Origin of the sequence: Bosea vestrisii (genome assembly GCF_030144325.1) — a bacterium.
In the GTDB taxonomy this organism is placed as follows: Bacteria; Pseudomonadota; Alphaproteobacteria; order Rhizobiales; family Beijerinckiaceae; genus Allobosea; species Allobosea vestrisii_A.
The window spans coordinates 1,621,636-1,636,824 of the sequence record NZ_CP126307.1 but is presented as its reverse complement, the minus strand read 5'-3'; the positions used below and the strand labels follow the sequence as shown (position 1 = coordinate 1,636,824).

The 15,189-nt window shown below is 65.0% G+C and carries 12 protein-coding genes; 5 read left to right on the top strand and 7 right to left on the bottom strand.

Annotation, left to right across the window (positions count from 1 at the left end):
- Window positions 1–46: 46 nt before the first annotated feature.
- From serA to QO058_RS08105, 5 genes are all read right to left on the bottom strand, one after another.
- Window positions 47–1,636 carry a phosphoglycerate dehydrogenase gene (gene serA / locus QO058_RS08125; protein WP_284171526.1) on the bottom strand — a complete coding sequence of 530 codons (1,590 nt, stop codon included), beginning with the start codon at window positions 1,634–1,636 and terminating at the stop codon, window positions 47–49.
- 222 nt (window positions 1,637–1,858) lie between these two features.
- Window positions 1,859–3,037, bottom strand: coding sequence for a phosphoserine transaminase (locus QO058_RS08120; RefSeq protein WP_284171525.1), 1,179 nt, complete (start codon window positions 3,035–3,037; stop codon window positions 1,859–1,861).
- A 141-nt stretch (window positions 3,038–3,178) separates the two neighbouring features.
- Window positions 3,179–4,108, bottom strand: coding sequence for a DNA adenine methylase (locus tag QO058_RS08115; RefSeq protein WP_284171524.1), 930 nt, complete (start codon window positions 4,106–4,108; stop codon window positions 3,179–3,181).
- Entirely contained in the window at window positions 4,105–4,878 is a 774-nt protein-coding gene (locus QO058_RS08110; protein WP_284171523.1) for a hypothetical protein, read from the bottom strand. The genes QO058_RS08115 and QO058_RS08110 overlap by 4 nt, the downstream gene beginning before the upstream one ends.
- Window positions 4,879–4,972: 94 nt before the next feature.
- On the bottom strand, window positions 4,973–5,476 hold the full coding sequence (locus QO058_RS08105) for a hypothetical protein (RefSeq protein ID WP_284171522.1): 504 nt from the start codon (window positions 5,474–5,476) through the stop codon (window positions 4,973–4,975).
- 917 nt (window positions 5,477–6,393) lie between these two features.
- Between QO058_RS08105 and QO058_RS08100 the strand changes: the two genes are divergently transcribed.
- Both QO058_RS08100 and QO058_RS08095 read left to right on the top strand, forming a co-directional pair.
- On the top strand, window positions 6,394–6,762 hold the full coding sequence (locus QO058_RS08100) for a hypothetical protein (RefSeq protein ID WP_284171521.1): 369 nt from the start codon (window positions 6,394–6,396) through the stop codon (window positions 6,760–6,762).
- Window positions 6,763–6,799: 37 nt separating this feature from the next.
- The gene (locus tag QO058_RS08095; RefSeq protein WP_284171520.1) at window positions 6,800–7,060 is read left to right on the top strand and encodes a hypothetical protein; all 261 of its coding nucleotides are present in this window, start codon (window positions 6,800–6,802) and stop codon (window positions 7,058–7,060) included.
- 172 nt (window positions 7,061–7,232) lie between these two features.
- Here QO058_RS08095 and putA read toward each other — a convergent pair whose 3' ends face one another.
- On the bottom strand, window positions 7,233–10,349 hold the full coding sequence (putA, locus tag QO058_RS08090; RefSeq protein ID WP_284171519.1) for a bifunctional proline dehydrogenase/L-glutamate gamma-semialdehyde dehydrogenase PutA: 3,117 nt from the start codon (window positions 10,347–10,349) through the stop codon (window positions 7,233–7,235).
- A 113-nt stretch (window positions 10,350–10,462) separates the two neighbouring features.
- On the opposite strand from putA, the gene QO058_RS08085 reads away from it, so the two are divergent.
- The 3 genes from QO058_RS08085 to QO058_RS08075 all read left to right on the top strand — a co-directional run bounded on the left by QO058_RS08085 (window position 10,463) and on the right by QO058_RS08075 (window position 13,998).
- Window positions 10,463–10,936 (top strand): Lrp/AsnC ligand binding domain-containing protein, encoded by a 474-nt coding sequence (locus tag QO058_RS08085; protein ID WP_152012054.1) that lies wholly within the window; start codon window positions 10,463–10,465, stop codon window positions 10,934–10,936.
- 300 nt (window positions 10,937–11,236) lie between these two features.
- Window positions 11,237–12,295: an ABC transporter substrate-binding protein gene (locus tag QO058_RS08080; RefSeq protein WP_284171517.1), complete on the top strand. Its 1,059-nt coding sequence runs from the start codon at window positions 11,237–11,239 to the stop codon at window positions 12,293–12,295.
- Window positions 12,296–12,381: 86 nt separating this feature from the next.
- Window positions 12,382–13,998, top strand: coding sequence for an acyl-CoA synthetase (locus tag QO058_RS08075; RefSeq protein ID WP_284171515.1), 1,617 nt, complete (start codon window positions 12,382–12,384; stop codon window positions 13,996–13,998).
- Here QO058_RS08075 and QO058_RS08070 read toward each other — a convergent pair.
- The gene (locus QO058_RS08070; RefSeq protein WP_284171514.1) at window positions 13,970–15,073 is read right to left on the bottom strand and encodes a GNAT family N-acetyltransferase; all 1,104 of its coding nucleotides are present in this window, start codon (window positions 15,071–15,073) and stop codon (window positions 13,970–13,972) included. The genes QO058_RS08075 and QO058_RS08070 overlap by 29 nt on opposite strands.
- Window positions 15,074–15,189 lie beyond the last annotated feature (116 nt).

Sequence of the window (15,189 nt, the reverse complement as noted above, 5' to 3'; positions counted from 1 at the left end):
AGGGGAGGGAGATTGCGGCGCGGTTTGGGCGCGATCTCGGCAGTCTTCAGAACTTCAGCCTTCTCGCCCGCTTGACCATCGGGATCTCGTGGATCTTGGCGAGCAGTTCGTCCGAGACCGGTTCGTCGACGGCGACGTAGCAGATCGCGTCGCCGCCCGGCTTGTCGCGGCCGAGATTGAAGGTCGCGACATTGACGCCGGCATTGCCGAGCAGCGAGCCGAACTGGCCGATGAAGCCCGGCTTGTCGGCATTGCGGACATAGAGCATGTGCGGCGCGAACTCGGCGTCGACCTGGATGTCGCGGATCTCGATGATGCGCGGCTTGCCGTCATGGAAGACCGTGCCCGAGGCATGGCGCGGCATGTCCTCGGCCTCGACGACGATGCGAATGACGCTTTCGAGATTGCCGGCGACCTCGCGGGTCAGCTCCTCGACGACGATGCCCTTCTCCTTGGCCACCATGGCCGAGTTGACCATGTTGATCTCGGGCAGGAAGGGCCTGAGCACGCCGGTGATCGCCGCCGCCGAGATCGCCTTGAGGTTCAGGCTCGCGACCGCTCCCTCGTATTCGATCCGGATGCCCTTGACCGGCGCCTCCGTCAGCTGGCCGAGGAAGGAGCCGAGTTTTTCCGCCAGATCGACGAAAGGCTTGATCCGCGGCGCTTCCTCGGCCGAGATCGACGGGAAGTTCACCGCATTGGTGATCGCGCCCTTGAGCAGGTAGTCGCTCATCTGCTCGGCGACCTGCAGCGCGACATTCTCCTGCGCCTCATTGGTCGAGGCGCCGAGATGCGGGGTGCAGACGACGTTGTCGAGACCGAAGAGCGGGTTCGATTCAGCCGGTTCCTGCGAGAACACGTCGAAGGCGGCGCCCGCGACATGGCCGGACTTGATGAGGTCGGCGAGCGCGGCTTCGTCGACCAGCCCGCCGCGGGCGCAGTTGATGATGCGCACGCCCTTCTTTGTCTTGGCGAGGTTCTCGGCCGAGAGGATGTTCTTGGTCATCGCCGTCATCGGCACGTGCAGCGTGATGAAGTCGGCGCGCTTCAGCAGGTCCTCGAGCTCGACCTTCTCGACACCCAGCTGCACCGCCCGCTCCGGCGAGAGATAGGGGTCGAAGGCGATGACGCGCATCCGAAGGCCGATGCCGCGCTCGGCGACGATCGAGCCGATATTGCCGCAGCCGATCAGGCCGAGGGTCTTGGCCGTGATCTCGACGCCCATGAAGCGGTTCTTCTCCCACTTGCCGGCCTGGGTGGAGACGTCAGCCGAGGGGATCTGCCGGGCGAGCGCGAACATCATCGCGATGGCGTGCTCGGCGGTGGTGATCGAGTTGCCGAAGGGCGTGTTCATCACGATGACGCCGCGGGCGGTCGCGGCCGGGATCTCGACATTGTCGACGCCGATGCCGGCGCGGCCGATCACCTTCAGCCTGGTCGCGGCCTCCAGCAGCTTGGCGGTCGCCTTGGTCGCCGAGCGGATGGCAAGGCCGTCATAGTCGCCGATCACAGCGGCGAGCTTGTCCTTGTCCTTGCCGAGGTTCGGATCGAAGGTCACGTCGATGCCGCGATCCCGAAAGATCTGGACGGCGGCGGGGGAAAGGGCGTCGGAAATCAGGACGCGGGGTTTTGTCATCGGGATGGCTCCGGCTGCGCCGCGCTGCACGAGGAGCGTTTCGGCGCTGAGAAGGGGGGAGGGCGCCCCGCCTGTCATTCCGGGGCGGCGAAGCCGAACCCGGAACCCATGACGGGGTGCAACGCTGCGGTTCTGGATCAAGCGGTGGAGAGGGCTCGCCCGGTCGTGGGTTCCGGGTTCGCGGGCGAAAGCCCGCGCCCCGGAATGACAGGGAAAAGCGCCTCAGGCCGCCTTCTTGCCCAGCGAAGCCTTCGCCTCGTTGAAGGCGTATTCGATCCACGGCAGCAGTGCCTTGAGGTCGCGGCTCTGGACGGTCGCGCCGCACCAGATGCGCAGGCCGGGAGGGGCGTCGCGGTAATGGCCGAGATCGTAGCCGGCGCCGGCCTTCTCGATGATCGAGACGACCTGCTTGGCGAAGGCCGCCTGCGCGTCAGCCGGCAGCGCCGTCACCGCCGGATCGGTGAACCTGAGACACACCGAGGTGTTCGAGCGCGTCTTCGGCTTGACTGCGAGGAAGTCGATCCAGTCGTTCTCGCGCACGAACTTGGCGATGACGCGGGCATTGCCGTCGGCGCGCTTCACCAGCCCGTCGAGGCCGCCGACCTTCTTGGCCCAGGCCAGCGCATCGAGATAATCCTCGACCGCGAGCATGGACGGCGTGTTGATCGTCTCGCCGGCAAAAATGCCCTCGGAGAGCTTGCCGCCCGAGGTCATGCGGAAGATTTTTGGCAGCGGCCAGGCCGGCTTGTAGGTCAGCAGCCGCTCGACCGCGCGGGGCGAGAGCACGATCATGCCATGCGCGGCCTCGCCGCCGAGCACCTTCTGCCAGGAGAAGGTGACGACATCGAGCTTGGGCCAGTCGAGGCGCTGGGCGAAGGCGGCCGAGGTCGCGTCGCAGATCGTCAGCCCCTCGCGGTCATCGGCGATCCAGCTGGCGTCGACGACGCGCACGCCGGAGGTCGTGCCGTTCCAGGTGAAGACGACGTCGCGGTTCCTGGTGTCGACCTTCCTGAGGTTCGGCAATTCGCCATAGGGGGCGGTGAAGGTGCGCACATCCGCCAGCTTGAGCTGCTTGGCGACGTCGGTGACCCAGCCTTCGCCAAAGCTTTCCCAGGCGACCATGTCGACGCCGCGGGCGCCCAGCATGCTCCACATCGCCATCTCGACGGCGCCGGTATCGGAGGCCGGCACGATGCCAATGCGATAGTCGGCCGGGATCTGCAGCACCTCGCGCGTCAGGTCGATCGCGAGTTTGAGCTTGTCCTTGCCGATCTTGGCGCGGTGCGAGCGGCCGAGTGCTGCGTCACCGAGAGCCTTGAGGGTCCAGCCGGGGCGCTTGGCGCAGGGGCCGGACGAGAAATGCGGCACGCGCGGGCGCGCTGCCGGAATCGTATTCGCCATCAATGTCTCCATCCTTACAGATGGGCGCGCCGCGTTGGGGCGGCGTGTCCCGTCGATGGGCGTAGGATGGGGAGGGTGAGGGAGTCAAGCGGGGGCGTTAATGTCGCGCTAATAGCCAAATGACCGGCCGATCGAAAATTCTCACAGAGCGTAAGCGTCCGGCTCGGGGGATCGAATTTCGTCCGAGCGGCTGAGTTCAATCATTGAGCCTTGAACCTGGGGTACGCTTAGCCCAGGGCTGAAAAACATCGCTTCTGTCCCTCGACCGCGCTCGCGAGCGCTGTACCCAATGCTGTATCGAAGCAAAGGCGCATCGCGATAAAGATCTAAGATCGGGCCGACGTCATCGTATGAAACGATCCAGTGCACATTCTGGAGATTGTGAGTAGCGAATGCTACATCAGCATGATCGCCGTGTTGATAGAAATTATAGTACAGTTCTCGACCTTTATCATAATACGGTGGATCGAGATAAATTAGCGCCTTTGGTCCCCACGATTTGCTCTCGGATTTGAGAAGCTCGACCGCGTCAGAATTATGAAGCGTGACACGTTTCTTAACGCTGCTGATCGCTCTTATTCGTTCACATAGTTCCACTTTGTTAAATCGAGCATCTATTTTCCATTTACCGGTCTGCGCTTTGCCTCCAATAGCGCCGCCATTGAGGATTCCTGATCGATTAGTTCGATTTAGGAAGAAGGTCGCGAAGCCTAGTTCTAGCCCTTGGCTAGAACGATCCATAAAAATCGTTTTTGCACGCTCCCGTGATTCTATTGTCACCGGGGTGCTTTCGATTAACTGAATAAGTTGCTCGGTTCTCGTAAGAACCGACTGCCAAAATTCAAAGACCGGCTTGTTCAAGTCATTAATTACGACTCGCCTAACCACTCCTGTCAGTAGAAGCTCCCAAGCTACAGCAGCCCCTCCAGCATACGGCTCGATGTATGTGCCGTCGCTGAGGTTATTGATCCTAACAATGTCCGCGATGAAATTCGCGAGCTTTCCCTTTCCGCCAGGATATCGCAGCGGAGAGAAACGACCTGACTGGGTCTGGAGCGGTGCGGACCTCACTTTGCTGCTCCGTATACAGCAGTAAAAAATGGCACTGCGTGTTCCCAAGCGATCCGAAGGTTTTCGGCAGTTGGCATTTGGAAACTATTATGAATAAAACCATTAAGAGCGCCTACTGACATAGGTCCGGTGTTAAGAGTTGAACGAATGGCCGCTAAATCAGCATTTTTAGCGCGGCTATTAGAAACAAGATGTGTGGTCACTCGGTCCAGTCGCTGTTGTAGGTTTAATTCTTTGTTTTGTTCGAAGGCCGGGATGCCGTGCGCCTTCATATAGGTATCGACGGTATACTCTATGACAGCGCGAAAGCAGAAAGCGGCGCTGAGCGGTGTTTCGCGTATTTTCAGGCGGGCTGCTTCCCTTAAAAGCTGTTGTCCTTTTTCGCCTGGCGGCGCGGCGAAAGTGTGCTTCTGGGGCGCGAGAGTTCGACGGGGTGGAGGCGTTTTCTTCTCTTTTTTAGTGGGAGTGGGATTGATCTTCGGTAATTGTCGTGGCCGGGTCTTCCCGTCCTTAATCATGGTGTCAGCGAATGCTTTTGGAGCGCCGGTTTTAACACCTTTTGCTTTCAATTCTTTTGGAAGCGATTCAAAATAACCATCAATATCAGACGCAGTGTTATGCGTTCGGCTAGTTACCGCGCCAGCGTCTATATCGGCTACCACTTGGGACAGGACGGATAGGACAAATTCTGGATCTTTTGTGAAGGTCGGGCCTGCCTGTTTTACACCGGCGTTATACCCGATCACGTTCTTGCCAGGCTTCGAATCCAAGAAACGCTTCAGTGTGCTCGTATTTTTACGACGTGACCTTTGATTCGGTTCCACTCATCGTCAGCAAAAGTGGAATTTTTTTCAACGAACTCGATTACATCGAGTACGGAGCGGTCATTTTGGAAACGCTGGATTTCAAAAGAATTCCAGGCAATGCGGCCTTCGCCGTCAGGCCCTTGCCGTGCCGCCGCTCGATCCATTCACCTGCATCTTCGCGATTTGCAAACAATACGGCACTCACCGAAAAATCGTCGGGCAGCTGGAAGCCCTCAGTCTCTTTGACGAGAGGGCGCTGGATGGTATCGGGCAATTGAGTGCCCTTTAGAAGATCGGGGTTCTTCAGCACCTTGAGAGCCGCCAGTCGGCGGTTGCCATCCACGACCGTGTATTCAGCGTCTATATCCAATTGGACAAGGTAGAAGGAGTCCCCAGGATCAAGCCCATGATCTTTTATGCTTCTCATCATGTTGCGGAAATTCGATGTGCTCAGCCGAATTATCGCGGCGAGGGCCTCGGCCTGAGAGCCGACATGGCCAGTGCGTGGATTATCTTGATCGAGGAGCAATTCCTCGATCTCCACATCGAGTTTATCTACCATTTTTCCCCCAGACCCCATAGTTCGTATACAGCCCGAACTGATAACAGCGCGTGACCACCTCCTGCGCAACCTTTGCGTGAGATCAAATGCGCTACCACTGCGAAAGTATGACTTCCTAACCTGTACCGACTTCGAGCGCGATCACCCGTCGTTTTACAAATTGCCCTCAGACTTCACTGGCGCTCACGCCACCTTCTCTCATGTGGAATGGGACGAGGTTCCAGCGCTCAATGGTGATAGACCGCCAACTTATCCCGACCTCCCGTATACTCCGCCGCATCCCATCCCCGAGGGGCGGCCATCCGGAGGCATGTCGTTTGGCGGGGTGGGTGCGGCGCCTGCGGGCGAGGGTTGCGCCTCGCTCCCGGGAGGCTTCGGGAACCGACCTGGGGGTACTACGGCCCCTGCGCGAGGAGCTCGCTAGCTGGACGCCCGCCGATGACCAACCGCCCGAGCGCCGACGCGACGACCCGATGAGGGACACTGGCGAAGGCGGCGGGCGGGATCGGCGGCCGATCCGAAGAAGCGCGGCCCGGAGCTTTAAAATCGCCGATGGCGGAGCGCCACGGGGCGTGCGGGTGGTGGCTCAACCCATCCGCCGCTTCCTGGCTCAATGGAAGCGGAATACCAAACGCGCCTCGCGGCGCTCCGCTGCCCCTCGATTGCGATAACGCCCGCGGGACGAGCCTGCGGGCGGGGATGATGCTTGGGCGCGGGAAGCGCGGGGAACCCCTCTCCTGGAAGGAGAGGGGCAGGGGTGAGGTGTTCGGACTGGAAACGTTCGCCTGAACCCAACCGCGCGGTGAGCGCTCGCAGCACTGGTCCGATCTCCCACACCTCACCCTGCCCTCTCCTTCCAGGAGAGGGTTCCCCGCGCTCTTCACCTTCGGACGGAGCCCTCTGGAAAGGAGCCTCTCATGCCCCGCAATCCCGACCATCGCGGCGCGACGAAAGAGGAGTTCGAGCGCTTCCAGCGTGAGCGGCCGATCATGCTGCGCAGGGTCGCGACGATCTGGGAGCTCTGGCGCCTGTGCGGCCGCAAGGACTGCCGGCGGGCAAAAGCCTGCACCGGGCCGAATGGCGACCAGTGCGCCGGCGAGTTCATCTCGACCGCGCTCTCGGAGGAAGAGCGCGCGACCTTCCAGGAGGCGATCCGGCTGCGTAGCCAAGGTGCCGACGCCGACACGGCGTGGCGCGAGGCGGAGCGGCGGATCGCCGCGCACAAGGCGCAGCTCGAGGCGATTCCGGGGATGCGGGGCGAGCGCTATGCGGGCAGGCTGCTATAAGCTCGCCTTCAATCGCGATTCACGGAAAACACAGATCATGGCCAGGAAGACCCCCGAACAGCTCGCCAAGGAATTCGAGGGCCGCAAGGCCAAGGGATTGGCCAAGGGCGGCGCGGCCTTCTGGCCGAACGTGCTGTCGAATGCGGTGCTGAAGCTCGTCGCCGCCGGCGAGGTGCTCAGCGTCGAGGCCCTGATCGCCCGCATCGAGCAGGATTCCGGCTCGCTCGACATCCAGGTCAAGGCAGGCGCCGACGAGGCGATCGCGCGGCTGCGCCAGGCCGTGGCGAAGGCGAGCTGAGTAGGGCGGGAGACGCGACGGAACCCCCTCTCCCCTTGCGGGAGAGGGTTGGGGTGAGGGGTCTCTCCACCTAGCGGGAGTGGTACTTCTTCTCTGCCAAAGCCGACAGCGCAGCGCGACCCTCATCCGGCCCTTCGGGCCACCTTCTCCCGCAAGGGGAGAAGGAAAAGGCTCACTCCCCCATCGCGATCAGCGAGGCGTTGCCGCCCGCCGCCGCGGTGTTGATCGTCACCGTCTGCTCGGTGGCGAAGCGGGGCAGGTAGTTCGGGCCGCCGGCCTTGGGGCCGGTGCCCGACAATCCGTGGCCGCCGAAGGGCTGCACGCCGACGACCGCGCCGATCATGTTGCGGTTGACATAGATGTTGCCGGTCGAGAGCCGGTCGACGACCAGCTCGACCGTCGTCTCGATGCGCGAATGCAGGCCGAAGGTCAGGCCGTAGCCGGTCGCCTCGATCTCGGCGAGCACCTTGTCGAGCTGGCCCGCCTTCCAGCGCACGACATGCAGGACCGGGCCGAAATGCTCGGCGGCGAGGTCCGCGACCTTGTCGAGCCGGATGATGTGCGGGGCGACAAAGGTGCCGGGCAGAGAAGGCATCTTGCCGGCATAGGCGACGCGGCCGGCGGCGCGCATCGCGGCGATGTGGGCATCGAGCCGTTCCTTGGCGGCGGCGTCGATCACCGGGCCGACATGGGTCTCGATCGCACGCGGATCACCCAAGGTGAGTTCGCTGGCGGCGCCCTCGATCATCTCGACCATCTTGTCGGCGACGTCCTCCTGCACGACGAGCAGGCGCAGCGCCGAGCAGCGCTGGCCGGCCGAGCGGAAGGCGGAGAGAACGACGTCGTCGGCGACCTGCTCGGCCAGCGCGGTCGCGTCGACGATCATGGCGTTGAGGCCACCGGTCTCGGCGATCAGCGGGACGATCGGGCCGTCCTTGTTGGCGAGGGCGCGGTTGATGGCGCGGGCGGTCGCGGTCGAGCCGGTGAAGGCGACGCCGGCGACGTCCTTGTGCGCGACGAGGGCAGCGCCGAGCTTGCCGTCGCCGGGGGCGAAGTGCAGCGCGGTCTTGGGGATGCCGGCCTCGTGGAGGAGGCGCACGGCGAGCGCAGCGATCAGCGGGGTCTGCGGCGCCGGCTTGGCGACGACGCTGTTGCCGGCGACGAGCGCAGCGGCGACCTGGCCGACGAAGATCGCGAGCGGGAAGTTCCAGGGGGCGATGCAGACAAACGGGCCGCGGCCGCGCAGGATCAGGCGGTTCTCCTCGCCGGTCGGGCCGGGAAGGGCGGTCGGCACGGCGAACTTCGCTTCGGCCTCCGCCGCGTAATAGCGCAGGAAGTCGACGGCCTCGCGCAGCTCGGCGATGGCGTCGTCCAGCGTCTTGCCGGCCTCGGACTGGAGCAGCGCCAGGATCGGGCCGCGGCGCGCTTCCATCAAATCGGCGGCCTGGCGGAGCGAGGCGGCGCGGTTGCGAGCCGGTGTCGCGTTCCAGGCGTGGAAGCCGGCCTTGGCGGCGGCCATCGCCTTGTCGGCGCTGGCGGCATCGCCCTCGGTGACGCGGCCGACCGGTTTGCCGTCGATCGGCGAGAGCACGTCGCGGGTCGTGCCGGAGCCGGGCTTGCCGTCGATCAGCGGCACGGCGTCGGGCACGGGCTTGGCCGCGGCGGCGCGGATCTCGGCAAGCAGGGTCGCGAGGCTTTCCGCATCGCCGAGCTCGACGCCGGCGGAGTTGCGGCGCGAGGGTCCGAAGAGCTCGGCCGGCAGCGGGATGCGGCGATGGCGCGCCGCGCTCGGCGTACCGATCAGGTCGGCTGGCGGCACCAGGAGCTGGGCGACAGGCACGTCGGGATCGCCCGAGACCGAAACGAAGGAGGAGTTGGCGCCGTTCTCGAGCAGGCGGCGGACGAGATAGGCGAGCAGGTCCTGATGGCCACCGACCGGAGCGTAGGTCCTGCAGGCGAAACCGGAATCTTCCTGCAGCAGGCGCTCATAGAGCGCCTCGCCCATGCCGTGCAGGCGCTGGAACTCGAAGTTGTCGGCGTTGCCGGCCATCTCGGCGACGGCCGCGACTGTCAGCGCGTTATGCGTGGCGAACTGGGGGATGATGCGCGGGCGCAAAGCGAGGAGCTGCCTGGCGCAGGCCTCGTAGTTCAGGTCGGTCATCGCCTTGCGGGTGAAGACCGGATAGTCGGGCAGGCCGCGCTCCTGGGCGCGCTTCAACTCGGTGTCCCAATAAGCGCCCTTGACCAGGCGCACCATCAGGCGGCGGTCGTAAGTCTCGGCGAGGGCAGCGATGTGGTCGATCACCGCGGCGGCGCGCTTCTGATAGGCCTGGATGGCGAGGCCGAAACCGTCCCAGCTGGCGAGCGAGGGATCGGCTAGCACTGCGGCGATGACGTCGAGCGAGAGCTCGAGCCGGTCGGCCTCCTCGGCGTCGACGGTGAAGTTGAGGTCGTACTTCTTGGCCTTGCGGGCGAGCTCGACGACCTTCGGGGTGAGTTCGGCCAGCACGCGCTCGCGATTGGTCGCCTCGTAGCGCGGGTGCAGCGCCGAGAGCTTGACCGAGATGCCGGGCCGGTTCGGCAGCTTGTCGTTGCCGGCCGAGCGGCCGATGGCGTCGATCGCGTCGGCGTAGGAGGCGTAGTAGCGGTCGGCGTCGGCTTGGGTGCGGGCGCCTTCGCCGAGCATGTCGAAGGAGTAGCGGTAGAGCTTGCCGGAGCCGGAGCGGGCGCGCTTCAGCGCCTCCTCGATCGTCTGGCCGAGGACGAAATGATTGCCCATGACGCGCATGGCCTGGCGCGTCGCGGTGCGCACCGCGGGCACGCCGAGGCGCTTGGAGAGGCTGCCGATGATGCTGGTCGGGGTTTCGCCGGGCTGGATGATGCGGGCGGTGATGCCGAGCGCCCAGGACGAGGCCGAGATCAGAAAGGCATCGGACTTGGATTCATGGTGGGCGAAGTCGCCCTGGCCGAGCTTGTCCTCGATCAGCCGGTCGGCGGTGGCGGCGTCGGGCACGCGCAGCAGCGCCTCGGCCAGTACCATCAGCGCGAGGCCTTCCTTGGTCGAGAGCGAATACTCGCGCAGCAGTTCCTCGATGCCGCCGAGGCCGACCTTGCGGGTGCGGATCGCCTCGACCAGCGAGGTGGCGCGGGCATCGATCCGGGCCTTGGCGGCAGGCTCGCGCCGGCCGCCGGAGAGCAGGCGACCGGCGATCGCGGCGTCGTCCTCGGCATAGGGCGCGTGGAAGACGGGCGCAGTGTCGGCGGCAGGTCGCGGGGCAAAGGCTGCCATGAAGAGGGCTCCGGGTCTCGGCGGCGGGATGATCTGCAGAATCATCGCAAGCGGGCTGGATATCAATGAAGATTTCAGCGAATATGCCGTAGGTAATCCCGTAGGAATTTCAGATGGCAGAGAATAATCCGGTTCTTGATCGGACCGACCGGCGCCTGCTCGCTCTGCTCCAGAACGACGGCCGCGCAGCCGGCGTCGAGCTGGCGGAGAAGGTCGGCCTGTCGCCGACTGCGACTGGCGAGCGGTTGAAGCGGCTGGCGCGCGAGGGCTTCATCACCGGCTATCGCGCCACGCTCGATCCGGTGAAGCTCGGCCTGCACCTCCTGGTCTTCGTTGAGGTCTATCTTGACAAGACGACACCCGATGCCTTCGAGCGCTTCGCCGCGGCGGTGAAGCGGGCGCCTGAGGTGCTGGAATGCCATATGGTCGCCGGCGGCTTCGATTATCTGGTCAAGACCCGGGTCGCCGACATGAACGCCTATCGCCGCTTCCTCGGCGAGGTCCTGCTGGCGCTGCCGGCGGTGCGCGAGACGCGTACCTATGCGGTGATGGAGGAGGTCAAGACCGACGGGGCGCTGCCACTGTGACTCTGGTAGCGCTGCCGTAGAAAAACGTAACCATTTCCGCGATTTCGCCGTGTTCTCGCCCTGTTGCCGCTTGACCTTCCGGCTAGTTGGGTCCTTCTAGGCGAATGCTTCTCCGGCACGATGTTTGCTGGAACGGAGTCCGTGAGTTGCTGCCGCCTCTAGATCACGTGATTTTGGATCGAACCGATCCAAAATCATAAACGTGATCGGTTCTAAGAGTTTAGAGCGGGATCGACGCGAAAAACCGGTTCCCACTTTTCGCATCCCGCTCTATCGGCCGCCGTTATTCCGGAGCCTGACATGTCCGCTGCGATCCCCCCGTTTCACGTGCCGTTGTCGCGGCGCGGCTTCGGGTGCGTTCTCGCCGGAGGCGCGCTGGCCGCGTCGACGGGGTTTTCCGGGCGCGCCACAGCCGCAACGCAGCTCAAGTTCACGCTGGACTGGCGCTTCGAGGGGCCGGCGGCGCTGTTCCTCATCGCGCTGGAGAAGGGCTATTTCGGCGACGAGGGCCTCTTTGTCACGATCGAGCCCGGCACAGGCTCGCGCGAAGCCATTCCGCGGGTCGTGACCGGTGGCTATGACGCCGGCTTCGGCGATGTGAACTCGCTGATCCGCTTCCGCGACGAGAATCCCAGCGTCGATCTCAAGGCGGTGATGATGGTCTATGACCGGCCGCCCTTCGCTATCGTCGGGCGCAAGAGCCGCGGCATCACGACCGATCCCAAGAGTCTCGAAGGCAAGAAGCTCGGCGCGCCAGCGGCCGATGGCGCCTTCGCGCAATGGCCGGTCTTCAAGAAGGTCAACGGCATCGACGATGCCAAGATCAGGCTCGAGAATATCGGGTTCCCCGTCCGCGAGCCGATGTTGGCTTCCGGGGAGGTCGATGCGATCTTCGGTTACGCGCATACCTCCGTCGTCAACATGAAGGCGCGCGGCGTACCGGCCGAGGACATCGTCACCCTGCTGATGGCCGATCATGGCGTCGAGCTCTACGGCAACGCCGTGATCGTCTCGCCGAAGCTGCTGGCCGAGAAGCCGCAGGCGGTGCGTGGCCTGCTGCGGGCGATCACGCGCAGCGTCAGGGACGTCGTCGCAGATCCCGATGCGGCGATCGCCGCCGTGCTCCAGCGTAATGAGGGGGCGCGCCCCGAGATCGAGCTGCAGCGCCTCAGGATGGCGCTCGATCACTATGTGATGACGCCGAACGTCAAGGCGAACGGCTTCGGTGGCATCGACAAGGCCCGCTGGCAGAAGGCACTCGATCAGATCGCGCTAACCTTCCCGTTCAAGGACAAGGCGAAGGCCGGCAACGCCTTCGCCGAAGGCTTCCTGCCAGCCGAAGCCGAACGGGCGTTCTGAGCCGCCCGCTGGTTTACTTTAGGCCAAGGTGACAATGCGTTCGGCCTTCGCATATCGTGCGCGCCCTCAGACCCAGGGCCTGCCGCATGCTTCCCGATATCCGCGACTATGAGCGCCTGCGCGCCGCGTTCCGCTGGCGGATTCCGGAGCGTTACAATATCGGCGTCGATTGCTGCGATCGTTGGGCCGTAGCCGAGCCCGGCAAGGTCGCGATCCTCGAAATGCAGCCCGACTGGTCGGTCGTACCGGTCAGCTATGGCGAGTTGCGCGCGCAGTCCAATCGGCTGGCCAATGCGCTGCGCCGACGCGGTGTCGGGGAGGGCGACCGCATCGCGATCCTGCTGCCGCAGGGACGGCATGTGCCGATCGCCCATATGGCGGCCTACAAGCTCGGCGCCATCGCGGTGCCGCTTGCGGCGCTGTTCGGAGCCGATGCGTTGTCCTATCGGCTGCGGGACAGTGCGGCAAAGGCGCTGATCACCAATGCCGCGGGGCTTGCGAAGCTCGGCCAAATTGTCGAGCCGCTGCCGGAGCTCGAACTGGTGATCTCGGTCGACGGATCGGATGGGCGAGCGGAGGGGTTTGCTCGCGCGCTGGAAGCCGAAAGCGGGGAGTTCGCGCCGATCGACAGCGGACCGGACGATCCGGCGCTGATGATCTACACCTCCGGCACCACCGGCAACGCCAAGGGCGCGCTGCACGGCCATCGGGTCATGCTCGGCCATCTGCCAGGGGTGGAAATGCCGCATGAATTCATGCCGCAGCCGGGCGACCTGCTCTGGACGCCGGCCGACTGGGCCTGGGCCGGCGGCTTGCTCAACAACCTGCTGCCGGCACTGCATCACGGCATCCCGATCGTGGCGCGACCGGCGGCGAAGTTCGATCCCGATGAGGCATTGCGGCTGATGGCGGATGTCGGGGTGCGCAACTGCTTCATTCCGCCGACGGCGCTGCGCATGCTGCGGGCGGTCGAGAATCCGCGCGGACGCTACGATCTCAAGCTGCGCACGGTCGCCTCGGGCGGGGAATCGCTCGGAGCCGAGACCCTGGCCTGGGGCCGCGAGAAGCTGGGCCTCACCATCAACGAATTCTACGGCCAGACCGAGTGCAACCTCGTGCTCGCCTCCTGCGCCGCGATCGGCGTGGTCAAGCCGGGCTTCATCGGCAAGGCGGTGCCGGGCCATGAGGTCGCGGTGATCCGGCCTGATGGCAGCCTGTGCGAGCCGGAGGAGGAGGGGCAGATCGCGGTGCGCCGGCCCGACCCGGTGATGTTCCTGCATTATTGGCGCAAGCCCGAGGCCACGGAAGCCAAGTTCATCGGCGACTGGATGACGACGGGCGACCAGGGCTCGCAGGATGCGCAGGGCTATATCCGCTTCGTCGGCCGCGACGACGACGTCATCACCTCGTCCGGCTATCGGATCGGGCCAAGCGAGATCGAGGATTGCCTACTGCGCCATCCGGCGGTCGCGCTCGCCGCCGTGGTCGGCAAGCCCGACGCGCTGCGAACCGAGATCGTCAAGGCTTTCATCGTGCCGAAGCCCGGCTATGAGGCCTCGCCGCAGCTCGTCAAGGAGATCCAGGGCTTCGTGCGCGAGCGGCTGGCCGCGCATGAATATCCGCGCGAGATCGAATTCCGCAGCGAATTGCCGATGACCACCACCGGCAAGATCATCAGGCGGCTGCTGCGCGACGCCGGATGATGATCGGTGCACGGCGGGCCGCCGCCGTCGAGACGGAAAGCCGGATGTCGCGGAGCCGCAGCGGCGCCGTGACGGCGTGCGGGCCGGGGACGTCGCCGATGATCTCGCGCTGGCGACCGCGCCGGCCGAGCCAGGCGACGAGCTGCGCCAGCGGCGCGAAGCTGACGAAGCGATCATCCTCCGCGCCGGAATAGAGCCAGAGGCGTGGTCCCTTGCCGATCAGGATAACGCCGGCGATGGGCTTGTCGTCGAGGTTGAGCAAACCGACTCGGCAGCGATGCGCGCCCGCGAGATTGCGGGTCATGGTGCGCAGGAAGGCGCTCTCGCGGATGTCCTGAAGCGCGGCGGCGCCGGCGCGTGCCAGTGGGCCAGAGGCTTCGAGCGCGAGGTGAAGCTCGACCATGTCGCGCAGTTCCTGGCGCGAGCCGGACTCGGTGAAGGCGAGCTTGCCGTGGCGCGACAGGCCGTGGCGCAAGGCCGTGAGATCCGGTGCGCCCACGCTGGCTGGCGGTTCCGGCGCCGGTTCGAGCGAGGCGGCGTGGCCCGTGTGTTCGGCAACCCGCAACAGGCTGCGCAGGAACGGGCCATCGAGATCAAGGTGGTGCAGCTGGAGGTTTTGCGTGTTGGCAAGACCCCATCGGCCGGGGGCGTGGAGCAGGGTGGCGACGACGCGCTCCGCCTGATCCGCGTCGATCAGCGGCGTGGCGATGCCAAGGCGGGGGTTGCTCAAGCCGGTCAGCTCGTCATGACCGAGCAAGCGGCGTTGGAGACGAGCCGGGACGAAGCCGAGCAGGCGCCGCGATGCGGCCGCACCGCTCCAGATCAGCAGCACGGGCGTGTCGCGGAAATCGACGAGGTGCTGGGCGGCAGGGAGGGCGAAATCGGGCTCGAAGAAGGGGTTTGCCTCGATGGCGCGGGCGGCGAGGTCGCGCCATTCAGTCTCGATGGCGGCGCAGGCGGCGAGCGTGCGGCGCTCGAGCCGGAGCGGGCTTCCGTCTGCAGAGGGCTCGACGGTGCGGGCACGCTCGAGCGCCGTCAGGCTCGCTGGCATCGCAGAGGCGGCAAGGTTCGGCATGGCGCAGCCCTTTCGCGGCTCGCCCTGCTTCGGGGCGCTTTCGTGCCGGATCGGCACGCAGGCGCGGGACGGCGCAGGGGTCTGCGCGCTACGAACCAAGAAACGGGCCGGGCGGG